Origin of the sequence: Geomonas terrae (assembly GCF_004791675.1) — a bacterium.
In the GTDB taxonomy this organism is placed as follows: domain Bacteria; phylum Desulfobacterota; class Desulfuromonadia; order Geobacterales; family Geobacteraceae; genus Geomonas; species Geomonas edaphica.
In genome coordinates this window covers 247,770-270,648 of the sequence record NZ_SRSC01000001.1, presented here as the reverse complement: position 1 = coordinate 270,648, position 22,879 = coordinate 247,770, and the positions used below count along the sequence as shown (strand labels likewise).

20 protein-coding genes, 4 tRNA genes and 1 riboswitch are annotated in these 22,879 nt (G+C 60.6%); of the genes, 4 read left to right on the top strand and 20 right to left on the bottom strand.

Annotated elements, in window-relative coordinates:
- Positions 1 to 25 precede the first annotated feature (25 nt).
- Positions 26 to 102: riboswitch (cyclic di-GMP riboswitch) on the bottom strand.
- Positions 103 to 220: 118 nt separating this feature from the next.
- The 5 genes from E4633_RS01215 to E4633_RS01195 all read right to left on the bottom strand — a co-directional run bounded on the left by E4633_RS01215 (position 221) and on the right by E4633_RS01195 (position 7,101).
- Entirely contained in the window at positions 221 to 2,122 is a 1,902-nt protein-coding gene (locus tag E4633_RS01215) for an Lnb N-terminal periplasmic domain-containing protein (RefSeq protein ID WP_135868455.1), read from the bottom strand.
- Between the two features lie 95 nt (positions 2,123 to 2,217).
- Positions 2,218 to 2,688, bottom strand: a complete 471-nt coding sequence (locus E4633_RS01210) for a DUF3015 family protein (protein ID WP_135868454.1) — start codon at positions 2,686 to 2,688, stop codon at positions 2,218 to 2,220.
- A gap of 315 nt (positions 2,689 to 3,003) precedes the next feature.
- Entirely contained in the window at positions 3,004 to 4,992 is a 1,989-nt protein-coding gene (locus E4633_RS01205; protein WP_135868453.1) for a methyl-accepting chemotaxis protein, read from the bottom strand.
- A 244-nt stretch (positions 4,993 to 5,236) separates the two neighbouring features.
- Positions 5,237 to 6,547 carry an NCS2 family permease gene (locus tag E4633_RS01200; RefSeq protein ID WP_162604702.1) on the bottom strand — a complete coding sequence of 437 codons (1,311 nt, stop codon included), beginning with the start codon at positions 6,545 to 6,547 and terminating at the stop codon, positions 5,237 to 5,239.
- On the bottom strand, positions 6,547 to 7,101 hold the full coding sequence (locus tag E4633_RS01195) for a hypoxanthine-guanine phosphoribosyltransferase (RefSeq protein ID WP_135868452.1): 555 nt from the start codon (positions 7,099 to 7,101) through the stop codon (positions 6,547 to 6,549). The genes E4633_RS01200 and E4633_RS01195 overlap by 1 nt, the downstream gene beginning before the upstream one ends.
- 205 nt (positions 7,102 to 7,306) lie before the next feature.
- Between E4633_RS01195 and E4633_RS01190 the strand changes: the two genes are divergently transcribed.
- A complete protein-coding gene (locus E4633_RS01190; protein WP_135868451.1) occupies positions 7,307 to 8,986 on the top strand; it encodes a radical SAM protein in 1,680 nt (559 codons plus the stop codon).
- Positions 8,987 to 9,057: 71 nt separating this feature from the next.
- On the opposite strand, the gene E4633_RS01185 is transcribed toward E4633_RS01190, so the two are convergent.
- Complete coding sequence (locus E4633_RS01185) at positions 9,058 to 9,645, bottom strand: outer membrane beta-barrel protein (protein ID WP_135868450.1); 588 nt, start codon at positions 9,643 to 9,645, stop codon at positions 9,058 to 9,060.
- 123 nt (positions 9,646 to 9,768) lie between these two features.
- Positions 9,769 to 10,425 (bottom strand): isoprenoid biosynthesis glyoxalase ElbB, encoded by a 657-nt coding sequence (elbB, locus tag E4633_RS01180; RefSeq protein WP_135868449.1) that lies wholly within the window; start codon positions 10,423 to 10,425, stop codon positions 9,769 to 9,771.
- A gap of 134 nt (positions 10,426 to 10,559) precedes the next feature.
- On the opposite strand from elbB, the gene E4633_RS01175 reads away from it, so the two are divergent.
- On the top strand, positions 10,560 to 10,757 hold the full coding sequence (locus E4633_RS01175) for an ATP-binding protein (protein WP_135868448.1): 198 nt from the start codon (positions 10,560 to 10,562) through the stop codon (positions 10,755 to 10,757).
- Here E4633_RS01175 and E4633_RS01170 read toward each other — a convergent pair whose 3' ends face one another.
- On the bottom strand, positions 10,758 to 11,993 hold the full coding sequence (locus E4633_RS01170; protein WP_135868447.1) for an MFS transporter: 1,236 nt from the start codon (positions 11,991 to 11,993) through the stop codon (positions 10,758 to 10,760).
- Positions 11,994 to 12,165: 172 nt separating this feature from the next.
- Between E4633_RS01170 and E4633_RS20470 the strand changes: the two genes are divergently transcribed.
- On the top strand, positions 12,166 to 12,324 hold the full coding sequence (locus E4633_RS20470) for a hypothetical protein (protein ID WP_198419366.1): 159 nt from the start codon (positions 12,166 to 12,168) through the stop codon (positions 12,322 to 12,324).
- A gap of 63 nt (positions 12,325 to 12,387) precedes the next feature.
- On the opposite strand, the gene E4633_RS01165 is transcribed toward E4633_RS20470, so the two are convergent.
- The 12 genes from E4633_RS01165 to E4633_RS01110 all read right to left on the bottom strand — a co-directional run bounded on the left by E4633_RS01165 (position 12,388) and on the right by E4633_RS01110 (position 22,157).
- Positions 12,388 to 12,462 (bottom strand) — tRNA-Glu (locus E4633_RS01165).
- Positions 12,463 to 12,512: 50 nt separating this feature from the next.
- A tRNA-Lys gene (locus E4633_RS01160) sits at positions 12,513 to 12,588 on the bottom strand.
- 38 nt (positions 12,589 to 12,626) lie between these two features.
- Positions 12,627 to 12,704 (bottom strand) — tRNA-Glu (locus E4633_RS01155).
- Between the two features lie 3 nt (positions 12,705 to 12,707).
- Positions 12,708 to 12,783, bottom strand: a tRNA-Lys gene (locus E4633_RS01150).
- A 72-nt stretch (positions 12,784 to 12,855) separates the two neighbouring features.
- The gene (locus E4633_RS01145) at positions 12,856 to 14,154 is read right to left on the bottom strand and encodes an adenylosuccinate synthase (protein ID WP_135868446.1); all 1,299 of its coding nucleotides are present in this window, start codon (positions 14,152 to 14,154) and stop codon (positions 12,856 to 12,858) included.
- Positions 14,147 to 15,466: an ATP phosphoribosyltransferase regulatory subunit gene (locus tag E4633_RS01140; RefSeq protein WP_135868445.1), complete on the bottom strand. Its 1,320-nt coding sequence runs from the start codon at positions 15,464 to 15,466 to the stop codon at positions 14,147 to 14,149. The genes E4633_RS01145 and E4633_RS01140 overlap by 8 nt, the downstream gene beginning before the upstream one ends.
- Before the next feature lie 112 nt (positions 15,467 to 15,578).
- Positions 15,579 to 17,042, bottom strand: coding sequence for a hypothetical protein (locus E4633_RS01135; protein WP_135868444.1), 1,464 nt, complete (start codon positions 17,040 to 17,042; stop codon positions 15,579 to 15,581).
- A gap of 180 nt (positions 17,043 to 17,222) precedes the next feature.
- Positions 17,223 to 17,498, bottom strand: a complete 276-nt coding sequence (locus tag E4633_RS01130) for a hypothetical protein (protein ID WP_135868443.1) — start codon at positions 17,496 to 17,498, stop codon at positions 17,223 to 17,225.
- Between the two features lie 52 nt (positions 17,499 to 17,550).
- Positions 17,551 to 17,826 carry a hypothetical protein gene (locus E4633_RS01125; protein WP_135868442.1) on the bottom strand — a complete coding sequence of 92 codons (276 nt, stop codon included), beginning with the start codon at positions 17,824 to 17,826 and terminating at the stop codon, positions 17,551 to 17,553.
- Between the two features lie 280 nt (positions 17,827 to 18,106).
- Positions 18,107 to 19,498, bottom strand: a complete 1,392-nt coding sequence (locus E4633_RS01120) for a porin (protein ID WP_135868441.1) — start codon at positions 19,496 to 19,498, stop codon at positions 18,107 to 18,109.
- Positions 19,499 to 19,832: 334 nt separating this feature from the next.
- Complete coding sequence (gene mce, locus E4633_RS01115) at positions 19,833 to 20,246, bottom strand: methylmalonyl-CoA epimerase (protein WP_135868440.1); 414 nt, start codon at positions 20,244 to 20,246, stop codon at positions 19,833 to 19,835.
- A 258-nt stretch (positions 20,247 to 20,504) separates the two neighbouring features.
- Positions 20,505 to 22,157 carry an acyl-CoA mutase large subunit family protein gene (locus E4633_RS01110; RefSeq protein ID WP_135868439.1) on the bottom strand — a complete coding sequence of 551 codons (1,653 nt, stop codon included), beginning with the start codon at positions 22,155 to 22,157 and terminating at the stop codon, positions 20,505 to 20,507.
- 415 nt (positions 22,158 to 22,572) lie between these two features.
- Here E4633_RS01110 and E4633_RS01105 point away from each other — a divergent pair, with 415 nt between their 5' ends.
- The gene (locus E4633_RS01105) at positions 22,573 to 22,776 is read left to right on the top strand and encodes a hypothetical protein (RefSeq protein WP_129127294.1); all 204 of its coding nucleotides are present in this window, start codon (positions 22,573 to 22,575) and stop codon (positions 22,774 to 22,776) included.
- Positions 22,777 to 22,879: the final 103 nt, after the last annotated feature.

The window sequence follows — 22,879 nt, the reverse complement described above, 5'->3', positions numbered from 1 at the left end:
GCCGGGGCAGAATATCCAGTGATATTTCGGCAACCCGGCTGTCTCAGGGAGACCCAATAGGCTTTCCGCCCCATCCTCGCGGATGGTTGAGTATTATCGTCTATCTTGCAGTTATGTATGTGTCTTGAAAATTATGCACATTGCCCTCTCCGATGTCAATAAAATGGCTATGTACTTACGGTGAATCCCTGTGAGTTGAATCACTAAAAGAGAAGTTACCTCAGAAGTAGCAGTTAAGGAGAACTCTTGCTTCTGGGACGGCATGTCCGGAGACATCGCCGTAACTTAAGACGAGTGCCAGACTTTGGTGCTGTGCCAGCCTGAAGTTCTGCGCGAGGCTTGCTTTGAGTGATATGCGGTCGTCACCTACAACGTAGAAGAAGGCCTCACCCAGAAGCTGAACCTTCCACCAGTCGCGCACCTGCTCGAGCGCCCCAAGCGACACGCCAGGGGCCGCCGCAACCGACCCGCGCAGCCTTTTCCCCGCGTTTATGTCCGCCTCGGCGAAGGCGTACAGGATGCCGCCGAAGGGGGACCTGCGCGCAAGCCCGCCGCCGCTGTTCAGCCGGAAGATCAGGGAATCCCGGCCGTCCTTCATCACCTCGGTGTCCCATCCCGCTGCGATCTTCCAGGAGAAGGGCCTGAAGAAGCGGTCCCTAGGGGCGGCGGAGAGGATGTCGAGCAGGTGCATGGTGCGCAGCCTCAGGCGTTCCTGCTCCGGGACGTAGTCGACGAGCGTGTCTAAGAACTTGATCTGCGCCCCGGCAAGGTACCCCTGGTCCGGGTCGAGGAGACCGTGGAAGGCCGGTTGCAGGTGAACTGCCGCATAACCGTCGCCGCGGCGCACCCCGCCGCCGATGCCGACCGTGCTCGTGCGATGCCCGGCGTCGGGAGGGGGAGGGGGGGCGATGTCGTAGGCGGCCTCTCCCTTGCCGAGCGCGCTCCGCTCCGCGAGGATCTTCAGGTAGAGCCGGTTGTAGTCCTGCTGCTCAAGCTCCTTTCGGGACAGGCGCAGCTGGATGAGCTCCGCCCCCAGGTCAAGGATCTCCCGCCTTTGCTCGTCGCCGGCATCGCCAGCCCGCAGGCTTTTCGCCTCCCGTTTCCCCTGGGCGAGCTCGAGGGCCGCCTGCTGCCCTTGTTCGTCAAGCAGCGAGGCGATCTGCGCGATGCGCCTTCCCTGCGACGGGCGGTAGACCGCGTCCTCGAGGATGCCGCTTTGCCTTGCGATGTCGATGGTGTTGGTCGGCAGCACGAAGACGCCGGTTTGGTCCGACAGGTGCAGCGTCGGGCGTGCCGCCTCTAGCAGGAACAGGAGGTTGTAAGAGCAGTTCTCGTCGAGGAAGTAGTAGTCCGAGGAGATGCGCTGCAGCTCCAGGGCGTGCAGGAGCAGGCGCTCCACCTCCTCCCTGGAGAGCCTAAGCCGGTACTCCCACATGTCTCGGTGCTCGAGGTCGGCGTACTCCTTCACCTTCTCGTAGTAGGGAAGGAGGGAATAGTACCCCTTGTAGAAGCCGGAGAGCCCCTTGAAGGCGTAGAGAAAACCGTTGGTGTCGTTGGCGTCTGCCGCGTAGTTCACCGCGTAGGAGATGAGGCTGCTTTTGCTGCTGCCGTCGATGCGGATCAGGGTGTGCCCGAACATCGAGGCGGGACTGTTGATGTGTCCGACCGGGAAGACGAGGACCGCGGAACGCGCATCGATGGTGCGCAATTGCTCCTTTTGTTCCGAGCAGGCGGCGGCAGGAAGCCGCGCCGGGTCGACGTGCAGTTGTTCGCTGAGCCAGGCAAGGCGCGCGGGGAAGCGGCAGATGGGGTGCTCGCCGTCGGGTGCGGACGGCGTGAAAAACGCACCGATGGTCGCTTCGAGCTCCGCCTCCGGGTCGGTTCTGCCGGTGCGGGAAAGGAAGAAGGCCGGATCGGAGATGCGGCTTATCGTGCCGCCGGTGAGTCTTTTCTTGTAGTGCAACAGGATGTGCCAGCCCCGCTGCTCGGCTAGGTGATTTTCCCTGGCTTTGCGGATCAACTGGTCAGGGTAGGTGGCGGGGTCCTCTGCAACGGACGCGGCTGCGGTGCAGGTGACGAATGCGAAGGCGAGAAAGAGGTGGAGCAACAGGGATCGGGTCATTACAGTGCTCATAGCATGATTTGAGACGGTATGGCGGACAAAAAACGGGTGCACAGTTTTTGCTGTGCACCCGGCTGAGAAAAGGCTGCTCTGCCCTAGTTGTTGTTTACCGCCACCGCGTTGTCGATCACCTCGGCCATCACGATCTTGTCGGAGGTGAAGATGCTGCTGAAGTTAGCCTGCAGCTTCGTCTTGAAGGCGTCCCCTTCGGCCCCTTTCACCCCGAGCATCTCCACGAAGGTATCGAGGGTTTCACCTTTGCCCATGGCGATCTCTTTGGCGAGGTTGTCCATGTTCGCGCGCACGAACTGGTTCAGCTTCTCGTTCTGGGCGATCTTGCTCGGCTGCTGGCACTCGGAGGTACCGGAGGTGATGCCGAAGGTCTGTGAACCCGAGGTGCCGTTGGTGGTGGCCTGGAAGGCCTGGAGGATGATCGAGTTGTCTGCCTTGTTCTGGAAGATCATGGTGCCGAGGCCGCATCCTACGTTGGTATGGGCCTGGCCGGCGGCGAAAGCGGAAGCACTGCTCAACAGGGTGATTACGAAAGCGATCAGTATCTTTTTCATTTTTTGGTCTCCTTTTTTAGGAAATTTTCACCAAGTATAAGGGGGCCTTTCTTGCTGTCAACCTTCCGATGCAAAAAGATCGAAGCTTGGCGCGTGAGTCATCGCTTTGCGCCGGGGGGGGCTGGATCAATGCCTACGGCACCCGGCATGGATGTGGGAGCGCGCTGAGCGGGTGCAATGAATCGCCCCCCCTGTGATAAGGGGGGGCGATTGGATGAGCAGTTCTGCGGATAGCATCGACGACTGGCGAGGCTCTGTCGTCTTCTGCGCAGATGCCGCGAAGATGCACCTGTTGTTCGTTTGTGTCTTGCGGTTTTATGCGAGCTTGAACCGCCCCACGATCTGTTGCAGTTCCGAGGCGAGGGTGGACATCTGCGTCGCCTCCCTTGCCGTCTCGTGCGCCCCGTTTGCCGTCTCGGAGACCACCCCGGTGATGGTGCCGATGTTGGCGGTTATCTCGCCGGTCACGGCGGTCTGCTCTTCCGCCGCCGTGGCGATCTGATGGATCTGTGTGGTGAGCTCCCCGATGGCGTTCAGGATCTGGTCGAGGGCCTCGCCGGAGCGTCGCGAGCTCTCCATGCCGCCCTCCACCTCCTGTACGCCGAGCTTCATGCTCGTGACCGCCCCGTTCGTGTCACCCTGGATCGCCCTGATCATGGTGCCGATCTCCTTGGTGGCCCTGGTGGTTCTCTCCGCGAGCGCCCGCACCTCGTCGGCCACCACGGCGAAGCCGCGTCCCTGCTCGCCGGCCCGGGCCGCTTCGATGGCTGCGTTCAGCGCAAGCAGGTTCGTCTGGTCCGCGATGTCCTCGATGGTACCGACGATGGCGCCGATCTCGTCGGAGCGGGTGCCGAGGTTTTGTACCGTTCGTGCCGACTCCTGGACCCTTTCGGCGATCTTTTGCATGCCGATCAGGGTCTGCTGCACCACCTCGGCGCCGCCGCGCGCCGTGTCACTGGCGCGGTTCGACGACTCCGCCGCCTGGGAGCAGTTCGCGGAGATGTCGTTCGAGGTGGCACTCATCTCCTCGCTCGCCGTGGCGACCGCGCCGGACTGCGAGGCAACTTCCTCGGCGGCGGTCGCTATCTGCACCGCGGTTGCGCTCAGTTGCTGGCATGACGTGGAGAGCTGCATGGTGTTGCTGGAAAGCTGCGCGACGATGCCGTGCACGTTCTCGATGAAGCGGTTGAACCAGGTGCTCACCTCGCCAAGTTCGTCCTTGCGTCCCACCTCAAGCCGTTTGGTGAGATCGCCTTCCCCCTCTGCGATGTCCTTTAGCATGCCGAGCATCCGGGAGAGCGGTCTCGTGATGCCGGCCGTGATGATGAAGCCGAGCAGGCAGGTGCCGAGGCTCGCCAGGGCGGCGAGCACGAGGCTCAGTACGAGGGTGACTTTGGCGCTGTGCGCGAGCCCGCCGGCGGTGGCGAGGATCTCCTTGGTGAGCACATCCTCGACCTCCTTCATGGTGTCGATCTTCTCGGTGATGGCCGGGAACCAGGTCTCGGCCGGGATGCCGAAGTGCCCGGAGATACCCTTGGAGAGCACCGCACCCCTTATCTCCTCGACTTTCGCGAATACCGGGGTTTTCGCCTTCTCGTCAAAGGCGCTGATTGCCTCAGGCGAGGCGAACTTGCGGAACAGGTCAAGGTAGTCCTGCTGTGCTGCTAGTATGGTCATGGTGCGCTGCAGTCTATCCTGGTCGAGCGCATCCGCGGCGAGGACCGCATTCAGCGTTGCGCGTTCCTTGCCGGTCTCCTCCTTGGCCTTCACGAAGCTGTAGTAGGCGGTTGCCTGGCGCATCACCTCGCGCTTGCCGCTTGTGGTGGCGACGGCGGCCACTACGTCCATATAGGAGTTGATGAGGCCGGTGTAGAAAGTGTAGGCCTGGGCGCCGGTGACCTGCAGGGTGTCGATCCCGGAGCGGGTCGCCTTCAGCTTGTCAATGGCGGCTGCGGCCGTGTCTAGGCTCGGCTTCACCAGCTTCACCGAGTCCTCGTTTTTTTTCTGGAAAGCGGTCACATCCTCGATCGCTTTGTCCACCTTGGCGCGCTGCCCGGCGAGTTCCTCCTTGAATTTCGTGCCTTTTGCATTGAGAAAGCCGGAGGTGTAGCCGCGCTCTTTCTGGATCTGGTGGGAGAGCTCTCCCACCTGCACCGCGAGAGCCGTCAATTTCTGGGTCTGGACCAATCCCTGGAGCAGCGCGTAGTCCTTCTTTGCGTTCCAGAGGGAAAAGAGCACCATTCCCAGGACGGGAACGGCGATCATCAACGACAGCTTCGTGCGTATCTTCAGGTTCTTCAACATGACGGATATTCCTTTCTTGCGGGGATGTTCCGGCCTCCCCTGCCTTCGGCCGCGGCGCATCGTGCTTCTTATCGTCGCAATGAAGAGGTTTTGAATTTCGTTTTCATATCGGCGACAGGTGCCGGAAACTTTAGCAAAAAATGCGGGGGTAGGGGAGGGGGCGAGAGGCGGTGGAGTGGACAAAAAAAGGCCGCCGCACCTTGCGATGCAGCGGCCTCGGGTTGCCGGTTGTGGCGGCGTTGGTTTACTTGGCGCCGAAGAGGAAGTAGGAGAGCGACAGGAGCGCCAGTACCCACATGCCCCCCTTCATCTCCTTGATGCGGCCCGTCGCCCCTTTCATGAGGGGATAGGCGATGAAGCCGGCGGTCATGCCGACCCCGATGTTGTAGGTGAAGATCATCAGCACCACGGTCAGGAAGGCCGGGATCAGCTCGGTGAAGTCGTCGAAATCGATCTTCGCGAGCGGGCTGATCATGTAGGAGCCGATCACGATGAGGGCGATGCCGTAGGCGTGTGCCGGTACGATGGTGAAAAGCGGTGCGAAGAAGAGTGCGAGCAGGAAGAATAGCGCGGTGACGAGCGCGGTGAAGCCGGTGCGGCCACCTTCCTCGATACCGGCGGCCGACTCGATGTAGGCGCCGGTGGTGGTGGTGCCGAGGAGCGGCGCGGCGACGGTGGCCAGTGCGTCGGCCAGCATCGGCTTCTCGATCTCCGGGAGGTTGCCGTTTTCATCGAGGAGGTCGGCGCGCATGGAGAGGCCGAGGAGCGTCCCGACCGTGTCGAGAAACGCCATGATGAAGATAGTCAGGATGATCGGGAAAAAGCCGGGGGTGAGGGCGCCGGCGAAGTCGAGCTTGAAGAGGATCGGGGTGATGTCCGGCGGCATGCTCACGAAGGAGTTCGGAAGCGGGGTGACCTTGAGGATGATGGAGGCGATGGTGGTGACCACGATACCGATCATCATCGCACCGAGCACCTTGCGTGAGATGAGCACCACGGTGAACAGCAGGCCGCAGACGGCAAGGAGCACCGAAGGGTGGGACAGGTCACCCAGTTTCACCGGCGCGCCCGGAACGCCGAGCACCACGATGCCGGTTTCGTTGAGACCGATGAAGGTCAGGAACAGGCCGATGCCGGTTGCGAAGGCGCATTTGAGCGAAAGCGGGATCGATTCGGCAAGCCAGCTCCTCACCTTGAAAAGGGTGAGCAGGGTGAAGATGACGCCGGCGAAGAAGACGGCGGCGAGGGCGGTCTGCCAGGAATAACCCATCACCTTGACGACGACGAAGGCGATGAAGGCGTTCTCGCTCATGTAGGGCGCGATGGCGAAGGGGCGGTTGGCGAAGAAGGCCATGAGCACGGTGCCGAAGACGGCGGCGATGATGGTCGCGGTGGTGGAGGGGCCGCGCGGAATGCCGGCGTTCTCGAGGATGGCCGGGTTGACGATGATGATGTACGCCATGGTGAGGAAGGTGGTGAGACCGGCGATGATCTCACGCTTCATGGTGGTGCCGAAACGCTGGAACTGGAAGTAAGAGGCTATACGTGAGGTCATTACTGGTTTTGCTCCTTCATAGCGTAGAGTGCGGGCAGATTGCGCCAGTATCCTGCGATGTCCATGCCGCAGCCGAACAGGAAGCGGTCTTCAACCTCGAGACCGACAAAGTCGGCCTTGGCGCCGGGCGCCTTGCGGTCGTGTAACTTGTCCACGAGGACGGCGGTGTACACCTCGGCCGCACCTTCCTCCCGGCAGAACTTGGTGATCTCGGCGAGCGTCACCCCTTCGTCCAGGATGTCGTCGATCAAGAGCACAGTGCGTCCCTTCAGGGAGCGTTCCGGCTTCACCTTCCAGAGCAGGTTGCCGCCGAAAAGCTCCGCGCCGTAACGGGTGGCGTGGAGATAATCCAGCTCGAGGGCAAAGGGGAGCTTGTCCACCAGTTTGCCGGTCACGAACAACCCGCCGTTCATGATGCAGAACGCCACCGGGTCCGTTCCCGCCAGGCGCTCCGCGATCTCCTGCGCCATGCGTGACAGCGCCTCCTCGACTTCCTGCTCCGACTTGAGACAATCCGCTTTGTTTCGGATGTCATCCATGTCCTTGAGTACCATTACCGCTCCTTCGGAACATTTGTTTAAAATGGTCGAACCATAGCAGATTAGTCGTGTAAAAACAAGTAATTGAACTCTCATTAGTTGAAATTGCCCGTATACGGGTTGCGTGCAAGGGGGCTGTAGGGGGCACGGAGCGGTTTGACAACCCGTGCTCCCTTCTTTTTTCTTTCACCCGGTCGCCCAAAGATGGTAATTTGGCGCAATGTCTTGGAAGATCATCGAAAGAAAACGCGCCCTTCTGGCAGGAGAAAGCGGCCCGGTCACCGGCAAAGGTGGCGGAGGCCTCTCCTGCTGCCTGGTCTACCCCAACCGCTACCACTCCGCCATGAGCAACCTGGGCTTCCAGGCGGTGTACGCCATGCTGAACGCCCTACCAGGCGTCACCTGCGACCGTGCCTTCCTGCCGGAGCGGGAAGAGCTGGAGGAGCTCGAGCGGACGCGGGAGACCCTGCTCTCCCTGGAGACGGAACGTCCGCTCTCCTCGTTTGACCTCATCGCCTTTTCCATCTCCTTTGAGAGCGATTACCTGAACCTCCCCGTCATCTTCCGTCTTAGCGGGATCCACCCTTTCGCGGCGGAACGCTCGCCGCTGCAGCCGCTTGTCATGGCGGGAGGAGCGGCCCTCTTCCTGAACCCGGAACCGGTTGCCCCGTTCCTCGACCTGGTCTGCGTGGGGGAGGCTGAGCCCATCCTCCCCGGGCTTTTCGAACTTTTGCAGCGCGGTGCCGGGTCGCGCCTGGATCTCCTCGCGGATGCCTCGGCTCTCCCCGGCGTGTACGTGCCGTCGCTCTACGAGCCTAAGTACGAGGGGGCACGTCAGGTGGCGCTCAAGGTCGCGCCGGGTGCGCCTGAAAAGGTGTGCCGCCTCTGGGACCCCGACCCGGAGAGCCGCCCCACCGCTACCGTGCTCCACACCGCGGCGACCGAATTCTCAGGAATGCACCTGGTCGAGCTCTCACGCGGCTGCCCGCGTGCCTGCCGTTTCTGCGCCGCCGGGTTCATCTACCTTCCGTACCGGACGCGCTCCCCGGAGCTCGTGCGCCGGGAGGTGATGGAAGGGGTGGGGGAGGGGAGGAAGGTGGGGCTTGTGGCCGCCGCGGTCTCGGACTACGCCGGCATCGGGGACCTCTGCTGCGACATCGTCGCCGCGGGGGGGAAGTTCTCGGTCTCCTCGTTCCGGATCGACCACCTGGACGGCCGGATGATCGAGGCGCTCAAGGCGAGCGGGCAGAAGTCGGTGGCACTCGCCCCCGAGGGGGGCTCGCAGCGCTTGAGGGATCTCGTGAAGAAGGGGATCGACGAGGAGCAGATCCTTGCCGCCTGCGACATGCTGGTGAGCCACGACATATTGAACCTGAAGCTCTACTTCATCATCGGGCTTCCCACGGAAACCCAGGAGGACCTGGATGAGCTGGTGGCGCTCACCGTGAAGATCCGGGAGCGGGTGCTGGCCGCGGCGAAGGCGAACCGGCGCCTGGGCGAGATCCAGCTCTCCGTGAACCCGTTCATCCCCAAGCCCTTCACCCCGTTCCAGTGGTGCGCGATGGAGCCGGTGAAGTCGCTGGAGAAGAAATGGAAGTTCCTGCAGAAGGCACTCGGGCGGCTTTCCAACGTGAAGCTGCAGATGGAGAGCCCGCGCGAGGCCTACCAGCAGGCGCTTTTGTCGCGCGGGGACCGCAGGCTTGCCGAACTCCTCGTCGAGGCGGACCGGCTGCGCCACTGGAAGGAGGCGCTGCGGGAGACGGACCTCGATTGCGACGGCTATGTGCATCGCGAGGTGCCGCTCGACGAGATGCTACCTTGGGATTTCATCGATGGGGGGGATACCGGCCGCCTGAAGCGTGAATACCTGAAGGCGTTTGGCGGGGAGGACGCGGGTTGAGAGGTGTTGGCTCCCCCGCCCTTCGTTAACGGGGCGGGGGAGCCGGTCGTTCTTTTGGTGAAGTGGCTTTCTTAGTTGAAGAAGAACCTCGCCCCCACGGTGAAGGAGAGGGCGGAGGGGTCGAATTTCCCGCTGCCGTTCGGGCCGTCCACGTCCGCCTTGAACGACTCGATCCCCTTGAGCTCGAGGTTGAGGGCCACCTGCCGGTTCACGAAACAATCCAGACCGCCGCTTACGTGGGCGCCGACGGTGGTGTTGGTGTACTTCCGATCGAGGTCGTTGATGAGGACGTCGAGCCCGGCACCCACGTACGGAACAACGTTCCTCTGGCCCTGAAAGCGGTACTGGGCGCCGATGGAGACGTCGGTCACGTCGGCGTCGCCGAAGTCGGAGGTGTCGAAGGTCGAGCGGCTCACTTCCATCTCCACCGCGACGTTGTCATCCACCCCGAACATGAGCCCTAGGCCGCCGATCAGTCCCGCGTCGCTGGAAACCACCATCTTGCCGTACTGGCTGTTCATCTCGGAGTCGGCAGGGTTCGTGATGCCGATCTTGCCGCTCACCGCGATCCTCCCCCTCAACTCCTCCGCCGATGCCTCTCCCGCAAGGGGGGCTGCAAGGAGCAGCGCGCCCGCCAAGAGCAGTAACATTTTGCGCATCTGTAGTCTTCCCTCCATAAAAGCGTTCATTGAAGCTGCCGCATCTTAGGGCAAAATGCGGCAGCCTTCAAGCCTAATGAAGTTTTTACGGCGAGAGACGCGGTCGTCCTGGGCCGGTAGCCCCTACTTGATCAGCTCGAGGGTCGCCTTGATCGCCTTCTCGATCCCCTTGCCCGCCTCGGCGATGCCGCCGGCCAGCATGTAGGCGGGGGTAGAAACGATCAGGTTGTCGCGGTCCACGATGCAGTCGACCGCCGGGCACTCGACGTGAGTCGCACCGGTTGCGCCGATCGCCTGGGCTGTGCCCGGGTCGTTGCCGATGGTGAGTTTCGGCGCCAGGTCCTTGCCGAGGGCGAGGGCGATGACGGCGGGTGCTATGCAGATGGCGCAGATCGGCTTTTTGGCCGCCGCCATCTCGCGGATCAGCTTGAGCACGTCCGGCTGCACGCTCCCCTGAGGCCCGGCTGCCGCGAAGCTGCAGAGGTTCTTGGCAGCGCCGAAGCCCCCCGGGAAGACGATGGCGTCGAGCTCGGCGGCCTTTGCGTTCTTCACGTCGGAGATCTCGCCGCGCGCGATGCGGGCCGCCTCCACCAGCACCTTGCGCTTCGCGCCGGTCTCCTGCATGGTCACGTGGTTCACCTCGTCGAGTTCCACGTCCGGGGCGAAGCAGACCGCCTTGGCGCCGTTGTTGTCAATGGCGAGCAATGTGAGCACCGCCTCGTGAATCTCGCTTCCGTCACGCACACCGCAGCCTGAGAGAATTACGCCTATCTTTTTCATGCAAGAACCTCCTGTCTTGTGTAGTGTCGGTCGACTGCGATATTCTAAGCGCTGCCCCGTTGCTGTGCAAGGGGTTTTAGCTCCGTTTAATAGAAGCTGTCGATCTCAACCAGTCACGCCAAGGACCAGATACAATGCCGCTGCCTCATGACTTCCCGGAGATAGATCCCGACCGCTGCACCGGCTGCGGGCGCTGCGTTGCCGCCTGCCATGAGCGCTGCATCACCCTCGAGGTATCCGGGTTCCGAAAGTACGCCCTGCTGGTCCGCCCGCAGCTTTGCAACGGCTGCGGCGCCTGCCTCGCCGCCTGCCCGGTGCGCGCCCTCACCTGATCACTCGCCTCCCAGTCGATCCACCGCCAGAAGTCTCGGGAAGAGACGCATCCACAAGAGCACGACGACCATGGTTCCGACGCCGCCGATCAGGACGGCGGGCACCGTGCCGAAAAGGGCGGCAGTAACCCCGGACTCGAACTCGCCCAACTGGTTCGAGGTTCCGACGAACATGGAGTTGACCGCGCTCACCCTGCCGCGCATGTCGTCCGGCGTCTCGATCTGCACGAGCGAGGAGCGGATGACGACGCTTACTATGTCGGCCGCTCCGAGTACGGCAAGGGAGAGCATGGAGAGGGTGAAGGAGTTGGAGAGACCGAAGACGATGGTGGCCGCGCCGAAGAGGAACACGCTGCCGAACATGGTGCGCCCGACCCGGCCACCGAGCGGGTTCCGGGCGAGATAGAGCGAAACGGCGAGGGCCCCCAGGGCCGGGGCGGCACGCAAGAGGCCCAGGCCAAGCGGACCGGTGTGCAGGATGTCCCGGGCGAACACCGGCAGAAGCGCCGTCGCACCTCCCAGGAGGACCGCGAAGAGGTCGAGCGAGATGGCCCCCAGGATCTCCTGCCGGCTTTTGATGAAGGCGATTCCCGCGAAGAGGGAGGTAAGGGTGGCCGGCTCGCGGCTTGCGGGGGGGCGCTCCACCTTGATGCGGGAAAGAAGGAAGCTCGCGCAAAAGAAGAGGGCGGCGGCGGTGCCGTAGACCGTTGTGGGGCCGAGCGCGTAGAGAAGACCGCCAAGGGCCGGGCCGGCGATGCTCGCGGTCTGGTTCGCCGATGCGGACCAAGCCTGTGCGCGCGGGATCAGGTGCTGCGGCACAAGCCACGGGACCAGGGTGAGCATGGTCGGCCCCTCGAAGGCACGCAGGGCGCCTGCCACGAAGACGATCGCGAGGATCCCCTCCTTTTGCAGCCATCCCATCCAGGTCCCGAGAGCCAGCGCGACTAGGGCCGTTCCCTCCAGCACCTGGCAGGTGCCGGCGATGCGGCGCCGGTCGTGGCGGTCGGCGACGTGTCCCACGGCGAGGGTGAGCATGAACATGGGGAGAAACTGAGCGAGCCCCACGAGCCCGAGATAAAAGACTGAGCCGGTCAGGGCGTAGATCTGCCACCCGACCGCTACCGCCAGCATCTGCAGCGCAACCGAGGAGCTGACGCGGGCAAGCCAGAAAAGCCGGAACGGCTCGTGGCCGAGCACGGACTGCGGGTTGTGCGTTTTGGTGTCGAGAGAAGTCATAGGGAATGGGTCGTACCGGCATTTACTGACATTGGCGATGGATGCATGACACTGTCCTGCAGCAGGATGAGTTTTAGACCAGTTTCCCGCTGTTGACAACATCGTTCTTTACCATACTCTTCAATTGGCGGTGATTTCGCCAGGAATCCTTTTCGAGCAAAGGAGGCAGGTCATGTTGTACTTCATCAAGCAGAACATCATCCACACCTATCCGGTTGCCAAAGGGTGCGCTGAAAGCCGCGACCAGGAGCAGTTGCGCGATACGGTGCCGTACGAGGTGAAGGAATGTCCGTACTGCATGCGGGTGTGGCCGGGTAAAAAGGAAGCGTGAGGCGGGGTGGAAGCGGCAAATAGAAAAGGCCGCCTTCCTTTTGGGAGGCGGCCTTTCTATTGGTGGTGATCCCAAGGGGACTTGAACCCCTGTTACCGACGTGAAAGGCCGGTGTCCTAACCACTAGACGATGGGACCGAAAAAAACAGGTTAAGTTTGAGGGTCAAACTTAACCTGCCTTTGAGGGGTGGTGAGCCGCGTTGGGATCGAACCAACGACCACCTGATTAAAAGTCAGGTGCTCTACCAACTGAGCTAGCGGCTCCCTCGAGGGGGATAATCCCCTTTGTGCTGTTGTTTGAGTGGCGTCCCCAGCCGGATTTGAACCGGCGTCGCCGCCGTGAAAGGGCGGTGTCCTGGGCCGGGCTAGACGATGGGGACGGGTGGTGAGCCGCGTTGGGATCGAACCAACGACCACCTGATTAAAAGTCAGGTGCTCTACCAACTGAGCTAGCGGCTCAAACAGTGCAGCGAAGCAAGAACAACCTTATAGCAAATCGATTTCTGCCAGTCAACACTTTTTATTAAAAAATCAGCCGCGCTCGAAAGGGTTCCTGAGCACGATGGTTTCGTCGCGGCGCGGACCGACGGAAACGAGCACCACCGGGGCTCCGGAGAGCTCCTGTACGCGCGTTACGTAGGCCTGTGCGTTCTTCGGGAGCTCGGCAAGGCTCTTCGCGCCGGTGATGTCCTCGCTCCAACCGGGGAGCTCTTCGTATATCGGGGTGCACAGCTCCATCACCTCGAGGCTTGCCGGGATTTCGTCGAGGATCTGCTCCTTGTACTTATAGGCGGTGCAGACCTTGATGGTCTCAAGCCCGGTGAGCACGTCGAGTTTCGTGATGGCGATCCCGGAGAGGCCGTTCACCCGCACGGCGTAGCGCGCGACCAGCGCGTCGAACCAGCCGCAGCGGCGCGGACGCCCGGTGGTGGAGCCGAATTCGCGTCCTGCCTGACGCAGCGCCTCACCGGTGTCATCGAGCAGCTCGGTCGGGAAGGGACCGCTCCCCACGCGGGTCGCGTAGGCCTTGGAGATGCCGACCACCTCGTGGATCTCCCTCGGGGAAACGCCGCTGCCGGTGCAGGCGCCGCCGGAGCAGGTGGAGGATGAGGTGACGTACGGGTAGGTACCGTGATCAACGTCGAGGAGCGTGCCCTGGGCCCCTTCGAAGAGGAGGCTCTTGCCCGCCTTGATCTCGCGGTGCAACAGAAGCGAGGTGTCCGCGGCGTACTTGCGCAGTACCTTGGCGTACTCCATGTACTCGTTGTAGATCTCCTCGAAGGTGAAGGGCTCGTCGCCCAACAGCTGGGTGAGGATCAGGTTCTTCTCGTCCAGCACCTCCTTCACCTTGCGGGTGAAGGCCTTCTCGTCCAGGAGGTCCATGAGGCGGATGCCGCGGCGGCCGATCTTGTCCTCGTATGCGGGGCCGATGCCGCGCCCGGTGGTGCCGATCTTCTTGGCGCCGGAATTTCTCTCGCGGGCGATGTCGATCCGCTTGTGGTAAGGCATGATGATGTGCAGCGCCTCGGAAAGAAGCAGCATGCTGTCATCCTTGAGGTACCCGTTGCTCTTCAGACGGGTGATCTCCATGATGAAGACCTCGGGGTCGAGCACGACGCCGTTGCCGATGACGCAGCGCTTGCCGTCGTGCAAAATCCCGGACGGGATCAGGTGCAGGATGACCTTCTCGTCACCCACCACCAGCGTGTGCCCGGCGTTGTTGCCCCCCTGGTAACGCACCACGTTGTCGGCATACTCTGTGTAGATGTCGACTACCTTGCCTTTACCCTCATCGCCCCACTGGGCACCAATTACAACGACGTTAGCCATGATTCTCTCCTTCTTGATCGAATTTCAACTCGAGACCCTTGTCGAACAACTCCTCTTTGCTGACAGCGACGGCGCGCCGGTCCGCGACACGTACCAGGTAGAGCTGGTCCGCCGCGCACTGCTCGGCGCCGATCACCAAAAGCATCCGGATGTCCGTCTTTTTGGCGTAGTCCAACGAGCTTTCAAAGTCACGCTTGATGATGTCCCTGGCGCATGTATAGCCTAGGCTCCTCAGTTTCTGCGCCACCTCGAGTGCCTCGCGGCGCTCGTCCTTTTTGTTGAAGATGAGAAAGTCGCGGCTGCTCGACGCCTCCACCTCGGGCCGCTTCGCCATGCTGGCGAGAAGGGCGAGGATGTTGAAGGTGAAGCCGGTTGCCGGAGCCGGGTAGCCGTACTTCGCGGTGAGGTCGTCGTAACGGCCGCCGCTGCAAACCGCCTCGCCGATGCCGGGAACGAATCCCTCGAAAGTGATGCCGGTGTGGTAGTCGAGCCCGCGGATCTCACCTAGGTCGATGGTGAGGTGCTCGGCAACGCCGTAGATGTCGAGGATCTCGATCACCTGGGCCAGGTTGTCGAGCGCCTTTTTCGAGCGCTCGTTGCCGGCGATGCGGGCCGCTTCCTTCAGCACCTCGCGTCCGCCGTAAAGCCTCGGCAGCAGGGAGATCTCTTCCTTCACCCGCTCGGGGGCGCCGGCGGCTTCCAGGATGGAGCGCACCGCGGTGACCTCCTTCTTGCTGATCGCCTCCTGCAGTTGCGCCTTGACCTCGGCGCCGAGCCCGGAGCTGTCCATGATGCCACGGTAGAACTCGACCTGTCCCAGGTCTACCTTGAAACCGGTGAAGCCGAGGTCTTTCAGAACCTCAACCGCCATGGCCACCATCTCGGCGTCCGCCTCGGGCGAATTCAGGCCGATCAACTCGACGCCGGACTGGAAGATCTCACGGCTTCTGCCGGACTGCATCTGCGCCTGCCTGAGCACGCGGCCGGAATAGTAGATGCGGTGCGGCAGGGGAAGGGCGTGCATCCGCGTGGCGACGACGCGCGCCACCTGCGGGGTGATGTCGGGCGGAATGGCCAGGAGTCGACCGGTCTGGCGGTCGTCGAAGCGGAAGGTCTTGCTGCGCAGCTCGTCCCCCATGCGCGCGAGCACGTCCTCGAACTCGAGCAGCGGGGTGATCATGCGCCTGAAGCCCCAGAGCTCGAAGACTCGGTGGATGCTGTCCGCGATGAAGGTGATCTTGTCTGCGGTTTCCGGGAGAAAATCGCTTACCCCTTTGGGGAGGGGCGCTTCAATACATGAGGGGTTGGTCACGGGTCGTCCTAACGTCCGGGGGTACCGGCAGTCCGGCTAAATGTGGCAAGAAAGCGAGGAATCGTAACAGTATGGCGGGGGGAAGTCAAGACCATTCCCCCCGCCGTTTGAGCTACTCTACGCCGAGAACCCGTACCACGCTGCCACCCTTGCCGCCGAAGGTCCCCTTCTGGGCGACCTCGAGGAGGGTGAGTTCCTTCGCTGCCGGGTTGTAGGTCCAGTCGGCCAGGTAGTTCTGGCTTTGCTTGGTGCGCCAGCTCTCTTCGAGGGAGGAGCCGTTCCAGGCGAAGGAGACGATCGAGTACTTGGAGTAGGAGCGGAGGTTGCCGAGCACGAAGAAGCCGCTGTTTTGGGGCACTATCACGTCACCCTTGTCGGTCACCACGATGCGCTGGTCGATGAAGCGGGTGCGGAAGGGGGTGCCGGTGGTCCTTTCGTCGGCATCCTTCTTCTGGAAGTAGGTCTCCGAGCCGCCCAGCTTGTCGCTGCTTCTCCAGATCTCCTCGCCGGTGTCCGAGTAAACCAGGAGATAGCCGCTTTCGCTGAAGGCGGTCAGGTAGGATTTGCCGCTTTTGTCACGGAACATGTTGAAGTTGAAGACGTTCGCATAACGCGGCATTTTTATGGGGTTTGTGAGCTTCACGCCGCCGTCGACGATGTTCGCTTCGTACACGTCGCCGTAGAAGTCTTCGGTACGTCCCATCTGCTGGGCGTACACCTTCTTGGGACCGCCGTAAGGTGACAGAGACCGGAACATGTACGGGATCTCCTCCGCCACGATCTTCAGTGTGTCGTTTTGCAGGGCGTAGATCCTGGATGCGACGGTCTCACGGTCTATGATGGTCACGAAGATGAGGACGCGCCCGCTTGCCTCGGGCCCCATTGCGTCGATGCCGAGGATCTTCATCCGGTCGGGGAGGGCCGCCTCGGTTACCAGGTCCAATTTGGCGCCGGGACGGTAGACGTGGATCCCGGTGCTGTCGGCGACAACGACGTCCTTGGTCCCCCAGGTTGCTATCCCGCTCATGACGCCGGTGATGCGCTGGCTGTACCAGCCGGGCATCGCATCGTTGCGCACGATTTCAGCGGTCGGGGCCATGACGATTTCGGCGGACGCCGGTTTCTTGATGATCTCTGCGCTCGGTGCGACCTGCGCGGTCGTGGCAGGGGCTGCCGCCGTAACTTTAACCTGGCTCAGGATGTCGCCCTTGATTTTCGCGGATAGCTTGCCGATTGCCGGGATCAGCGCGTCCACGCTCTCCCCCTGCTCGAAGGCTGCCGCCACCTGCTTGCCGGACGCGTTCTTGGCGATCACGTCGAGGCTGAACATCTTGCCTAGGGTGACGTAGCTCCCGGAGACGATCACATCGGCCTCGGCGGCGCTGTCGACGGTTACGAGGCCGTCGCCGGCGATACGGGTAGCCAGGAGGCGCTGCAGGGTCGGTTTCAGATTGGCGGTGTCGGCCGGGGATACGGCGAAGTCGGCAATATAGGCGCGGATGGTGCCGGCGGAGGCTGCGGTGGCGGCGAGTAGTGCGCTAAGGAGAACCAGTGTTGCGACGAGGGATCTTTTCATGATTGCTCCGCTTTCGGGTGAATTTAAGACGCCGAATTATCGCAGAGCGATATGCGATAGTCAAACTGTTTCGCACCTTGCTGGGCGCAGTTTTGCAGGGTGGTAGAGCTGGAGGGAGATACGAAAAAAGCGGGCCCAAGGCCCGCCCTTTTCAACGCATCAGATTGTCTCAAGTCGGCATCAGTGACCAGGTTTTTCCAGATCCCTCAAGGTCTCTTGTGTCTCGGTGAGTTTCTCCTGCAGTCGCTTCAGCTCCTGCGGGGTATAAACCTTGGTCCCTTTCTTGATTTCCTTGTCCAGGCGCTGCATCCGTTTGTAGATGTCGTCTACCTGATCCTTGCAGTTCTTGGAGGCAAGCAGGCACTCGTTCTTCTCAGCCGGAGTCTGCTGGGCGAACGCGCCAGTGCTAGTTGCCAGGAACAAGGATCCTACCAATACCAGCATAACCCTTCTCATAGTGCACTCCTTTCTGTGACAGCTGTTGATAGCCAACTGCTTAAGTTTACCCCTAACTGTCCGGATTTTCCAGAGCACGCAACACGTCGCTCGTTTCCTTCAGTTTGTCCTTGAGCTTCTTCAGTTCCTGAGGGGTGTAGACCCTAGTCCCCTTTTTGATCTCGCTGTTCAGCTTGTAGATCCTTTCCTTGATGTCGTCGACTTGGTTCATGCAGTTCCTGGAGGCGAGCAGGCACTCGTCCTTCTGATCGGCCGATGCCTGTGCGAAAGCCGGTACCGAAGACAGCATTGACAGCCCGGCAGCCAACAAAAGTGCCATCTTTCTCATACGGTAGCTCCTTGTCTGATGAATTAAAAACCAGCAAGGATTGAACCATATTGCCACACGTTGTCAACTCGGGTGAGAAATATTGGCTGAAGAGTTTTGGTGGCTCTGCTGTAGGGGGATTTACTCATAAAGCAGTGGCTCATGATGGAAAAGGAGTCAAAGCGGCAAGGGTGAGGGGGGGCACAGTGGCTGGCAGGGGGGAGACAACTTTGTGCATAAAAAGAAAGGGCCGGAGAGTTGCCCCTCCGGCCCTTCGTTTGGATCTTTGTCTCGCTGGCTCTTAGAATGCGTAGCTCAGCTGAACGTTGACCAGGTACGGGTTGTCGGCGTCCGGCGCGGTTGCGTCGAAGTAGTTGCCGAGGAACGCGTAGGCGCCCGCCACGCTGGCGCTCAGGTTGTCGTAGACCTTGTAGCCGACCTGGGCGTTGATCTCGGTGCCGATCGACTTGTCGCCGGCTGCGTTCTTCTTGCTGGTCGTCATGTAGCCAACGTTGGCGTTGTAGAAGACCTTGTCCATGGTCCCTTCGTAGCCTGCGAATACGCCGGCGGAGCCGAGGCCTTTAGCGGTGTTGTCGTTGCCAAGCAGCGAGGTGGAGGTGTTGATCGCCTGGCCCGGACGCTGGAGCAGCCACATGTTGGACGCGTTAAAGTAGGTGGTAGAGGCAGCGATAGTCTGGAAGCTCTTCACGTCGCCGGTGTTGTTGTTGTCGCCGGAGAGGTAGTAGCCAGCGAAGTTGACCGAGCCCGGGCCGACCTTCACCTTGCCGGTGGCGCCGAACATGTATGCGGAGATGTCGGTGGAGCTGTCTTTTTCGCCGAACTGGTATGCGGCGAACGGTTTTACCACAGCGTCGCCGAATTTAATGTCAGCGTTGAGGCCGATCATGTGCAACAAGTCGTAAGAGGTGGTGCGCGGAACAGCAGCGGTACCAGCGACTACGCTCGGAGTGGTGGTGCCGGCGGTGGCGGCGACGGCTACGGTGTCATTCTGGACGTTGTAGTAGGTAGCCCCGACGGTGATGTCCTTGTTGATGGCGTACTTGCCGTCAACAACGATCAGGTCTGCGGTGTACTTGCCGGCACCGGTGTTGGTCGTGTCGCCAGCTGCAATAGCGGCGGTGTTGTCGTCGAAGCGGAACCAGCCGAGCGAACCGGTGAAGTTGTCGACCTTCTTGGTGGCGATGGCACCGGTCATGTCGGCGAGGAGGAAGAGGCTCTGGTATGCGTCAGCCCAAGGCTGCATACCGACCTTGAAGTTGGCGCCGGTGATCGGGCAGTTGAAGTCGAGGTAGATGTTCTTGGTCTCGAGGGTAAGTGCGTCGGCGTCGAGGTTACCGGAGTCGTTGCCGTTGTAGGTACCCTTGTACCCTTTGGTGTCGGTGACCTTGATGCCGCCGAAGCGGGAATCGAGCTCGAAGTGGGTAACGAGCTTCAGGTTGTCATTTGCCTTGGCGATGTACATGATGCGTGCACGCTGCTCGGCGAAGAAACCGGAATGCGGGTCGTCAGATGCGAGGACTTTAGCGTCGCCGCCCTGCAGTGCGTTGGTCTGGTAACCCATGAACTTGAACATCCCGTGGAACTCGTTCTCCAGCGCCATTGCCGGAACGGCGGTTGCTGCGCTCAGCGCGCTTACGGCTGCAAATGCAAGCAGTTTCTTTTGAAAGCTCATTGTCTACCTCCTGGTTGGTTGTTAAACACAATGTATTTGCTGCTATGCCGATTTTCGCCTAAAGGGCGAAACTTGTTACGCAAAAAGAGCCCTCGTGTCAGCCTCTGTTAATGAACAGGGCGATGTGAGAGCTCTTGTGTTAGTGTCCCGCGGCTGTTTTGAGTCAGCAACGATTATCTCCTCGACATAAAAGCAGAACGTCACGCAGAGCAGCCTGTACAGCCTATCCCAATGAGCAAACCACTGTTATATAAAACTGGCGTCACTATATTATTATTCAAACAAATGTCAACAAAAAAAAATTCGACTCATGAGATATCGGATCCTGCATGTGTCAATGACAGTCGTCGTGCGCCTCACACAGTTCCGTCAGCACTCCGTTACTGCTCTTGGGGTGTAGAAAGGCGATGCGTGCGCCATGGGCGCCGATTCTGGGGGTCGCGTCGATCATGCGCGTGCCGCCGGCCACGAGTCTGGCGATGGTAGCCTCGATATCCTTCACACCGTAGGCCACGTGGTGTACGCCGGGGCCGTTCTTCTCGAGGAATTTGGCCACCGGGCTCTCCGGAGAGGTCGGCTCCAGCAGTTCGATCTTGGATTCCCCGATGGATAGAAAAGCCACTTTCACTAACTGGCTGGGGACCTCTTCGATTCCTGCGAAGTTCATTCCGAGGATGTCGCGGTAAAAAGGAAGTGCTTCTTCGATTGATGTGACTGCTACGCCGAGGTGATTTATCTTGTTGAGCATGCGTCTCCCCTGTTGCGTGCCAGAAAAAATCTGACCGCGGAAAATATTACAGCAAAATGAAATGGGTGCAAGTTACAGTTCTGAAAAATTTACTCAGTGTGAGCAGCCTGAGAAGTATTTGGGTGCAGGCATTGACTGTATAGTCGGGAAAAAAGGCGGCAAGAATCGTGGTTGTGTGGTTGCAACTGTCTGGAAGAGTATGGTTCCTGCCGGAACAACGTGATGCTGCTTCGGCAGGAACTGTATGCCTGTTTGTGGTTAAAGGACCACGGTTTCTCTGTGTATACCGAAGACGCCGCGCATGACGTTGGCGATCTCGCCGAGAGTCGCGTAGCTCTTAACCGCGTCGAGGATAAAGGGCATAAGGTTCTCGCTTCCCTTGGCAGCCTGCTCCAGTGCCTTGAGCGTCGTTTCGACTTTTGCAGTGTCACGGGCGCCTTTCATTCTGGCAAGCGCTTCCTTCTGCTTAACCTCCACCTCGTCAGTGACCTTCAGAAGACCCTGCGGCGCGCCTTCCTCGACGGTGAACTTGTTCACGCCGACGATGATGGTCTCATCCTTCTCGATGGAGCGCTGGTACGCATAAGCGGAATCCTGGATTTCCTTTTGCTGGAATCCCTTCGAGATCGCCTCGACCGCGCCGCCAAGCGAGTCGATCTTCTCGATGTATGCCATTGCCTGCTGCTCGATCTGGTCCGTCATGGACTCGACGAGGAAGGAACCGGCCAGCGGGTCGATGGAGTCGGCGACGCCGGACTCGTACGCGATTACCTGTTGGGTCCTGAGTGCGATGCGCACCGACTCCTCGGTGGGAAGCGCAAGCGCCTCGTCACGGGAGTTCGTGTGCAGCGACTGGGTGCCGCCAAGGACGGCGGCGAGCGCCTGCAGCGTCACGCGCATGATGTTGTTGTCCGGCTGCTGCGCGGTGAGGGTGCACCCGGCCGTCTGGGTGTGGAAGCGCAGCATCTGGGAACGCGGGTCCTTTGCCTTGAAGCGCTCGCGCATGATGCGGCTCCACATGCGGCGGGCGGCGCGGAACTTGGCCACTTCCTCGAGGAGGTTGTTATGAGAGTTAAAGAAGAAGGCGAGGCGCGGCGCGAACTCGTCCACGTCGAGCCCCGCCTTTACGGCGGCCTCGACGTACGCGATGCCGTCGGCCAGGGTGAATGCCACTTCCTGCACGGCGGAGGAGCCCGCCTCGCGGATGTGGTAGCCGGAGATGGAGATCGTGTTCCACTTGGGAACGTTATCCCTGCAGTAGGCGAAGATGTCGGTGATGATGCGCATCGACTCCTTCGGCGGATAGATGTAGGTACCGCGGGCCATGTACTCCTTGAGGATGTCGTTTTGGATGGTGCCGGAGATCTTGTCGGCGGAAACCCCCTGCTTCTCGGCTACCGCTATGTACATGGCCAACAGGATGGCCGCAGTGGAGTTGATCGTCATCGAGGTGGAGACCTTGTCCAGCGGGATCCCGTCGAAGAGAACCTCCATGTCCGCCAGCGAGTCGATGGCGACCCCGACCTTGCCCACTTCGCCACGGCTCATCGAGGCGTCGGAGTCGTATCCCATCTGGGTCGGGAGGTCGAAGGCGATGGAGAGGCCGGTCTGGCCGGCGGAGAGCAGGTACTTGTAGCGCTCGTTGGACTCGGCGGCGTTGCCAAAGCCTGCATACTGGCGCATGGTCCAGAACCTGCCGCGGTACATGGTCGGCTGCACGCCGCGCGTGAACGGGTACTGCCCGGGAAAGCCCAAGTTCTCCCCGTAGCCCGGGTAGTCGAACTGCGGCGCGTAGCAGCGCTCGAGTTCCATGTCGGAGCTGTTCTTGAACGAGCCCCTGCGCTCGGGCGCCTTGGCCATGCTTTTCTCAACTGCTGCCTGCCATGCCTGCTTCTTTTCAGAAATGCTCATGTTGCTCTCCTGGCGGTACCAAAGTGTTTGTGATGAGAGGAAAGGTTCGAAGACGTTTTTTGTTTACGCTAAATTTACGGGAAAGGGAATTATTTTTTATTAACTGTCACGGCCGATTTGAGCCGGGACTGGATCTCAAACTGTTTTATTTTTAGAATGATGATCTAAATATCAAAATTTATGTAAAAACAACAGTTTATATTGTCGCGCTTCGGCGGCCCTCTTTCTGCTTGTTTTATTTCTGAACGATTCCGTAAAATGTCGATCTGTCATACAAAACGCAAACGCCCTGATAACATTCTGTTTTACAACGACTTTCGGGATTATTTCTCTTGTAAAACAAGCCCGGGGTTTCTATAGTTCACTTCGACAAAAAAACAAAGAGCGCCCCATCGGGGGCTGGAGGAGAACCTAGATGCAATGTCCCGTATGCAAGAACGATGAACACAACGGCATGGACCTTCGTGCCGGAGCCTTTAACGAAGACCTCGTCGAGTGCCCGACCTGCGGTACCACCTGGTCCGTCAACCACGGCATGATGGCCATCGTGAAGGACCCCCTTGCAGACACCTTCCTCGAGGCACTCTCCGGCGACAACATCTGCTTCGCCGCCGCTTGATACGCTGACAAAAAAACAACTGACCCGGCCGTTTGCGCTGGGGCAGTCGATGAGGAAAAGGGCTCCGGATGGTTACATCCGGAGCCCTTTTGCGTCGTGCAGA

Excerpts from the sequence above, each read along its gene's own strand:
- E4633_RS01215 (WP_135868455.1), bottom strand. The coding sequence starts at position 2,122 with ATGACCCGATCCCTGTTGCTCCACCTCTTTCTCGCCTTCGCATTCGTC.
- E4633_RS01210 (WP_135868454.1), bottom strand. The coding sequence starts at position 2,688 with ATGAAAAAGATACTGATCGCTTTCGTAATCACCCTGTTGAGCAGTGCT.
- E4633_RS01205 (WP_135868453.1), bottom strand. The coding sequence starts at position 4,992 with ATGTTGAAGAACCTGAAGATACGCACGAAGCTGTCGTTGATGATCGCC.
- E4633_RS01200 (WP_162604702.1), bottom strand. The coding sequence starts at position 6,547 with ATGACCTCACGTATAGCCTCTTACTTCCAGTTCCAGCGTTTCGGCACC.
- E4633_RS01195 (WP_135868452.1), bottom strand. The coding sequence starts at position 7,101 with ATGGTACTCAAGGACATGGATGACATCCGAAACAAAGCGGATTGTCTC.
- E4633_RS01190 (WP_135868451.1), top strand. The coding sequence starts at position 7,307 with ATGTCTTGGAAGATCATCGAAAGAAAACGCGCCCTTCTGGCAGGAGAA.
- E4633_RS01185 (WP_135868450.1), bottom strand. The coding sequence starts at position 9,645 with ATGCGCAAAATGTTACTGCTCTTGGCGGGCGCGCTGCTCCTTGCAGCC.
- elbB (WP_135868449.1), bottom strand. The coding sequence starts at position 10,425 with ATGAAAAAGATAGGCGTAATTCTCTCAGGCTGCGGTGTGCGTGACGGA.
- E4633_RS01175 (WP_135868448.1), top strand. The coding sequence starts at position 10,560 with ATGCCGCTGCCTCATGACTTCCCGGAGATAGATCCCGACCGCTGCACC.
- E4633_RS01170 (WP_135868447.1), bottom strand. The coding sequence starts at position 11,993 with ATGACTTCTCTCGACACCAAAACGCACAACCCGCAGTCCGTGCTCGGC.
- E4633_RS20470 (WP_198419366.1), top strand. The coding sequence starts at position 12,166 with ATGTTGTACTTCATCAAGCAGAACATCATCCACACCTATCCGGTTGCC.
- E4633_RS01145 (WP_135868446.1), bottom strand. The coding sequence starts at position 14,154 with ATGGCTAACGTCGTTGTAATTGGTGCCCAGTGGGGCGATGAGGGTAAA.
- E4633_RS01135 (WP_135868444.1), bottom strand. The coding sequence starts at position 17,042 with ATGAAAAGATCCCTCGTCGCAACACTGGTTCTCCTTAGCGCACTACTC.
- E4633_RS01130 (WP_135868443.1), bottom strand. The coding sequence starts at position 17,498 with ATGAGAAGGGTTATGCTGGTATTGGTAGGATCCTTGTTCCTGGCAACT.
- E4633_RS01125 (WP_135868442.1), bottom strand. The coding sequence starts at position 17,826 with ATGAGAAAGATGGCACTTTTGTTGGCTGCCGGGCTGTCAATGCTGTCT.
- E4633_RS01120 (WP_135868441.1), bottom strand. The coding sequence starts at position 19,498 with ATGAGCTTTCAAAAGAAACTGCTTGCATTTGCAGCCGTAAGCGCGCTG.
- mce (WP_135868440.1), bottom strand. The coding sequence starts at position 20,246 with ATGCTCAACAAGATAAATCACCTCGGCGTAGCAGTCACATCAATCGAA.
- E4633_RS01110 (WP_135868439.1), bottom strand. The coding sequence starts at position 22,157 with ATGAGCATTTCTGAAAAGAAGCAGGCATGGCAGGCAGCAGTTGAGAAA.
- E4633_RS01105 (WP_129127294.1), top strand. The coding sequence starts at position 22,573 with ATGCAATGTCCCGTATGCAAGAACGATGAACACAACGGCATGGACCTT.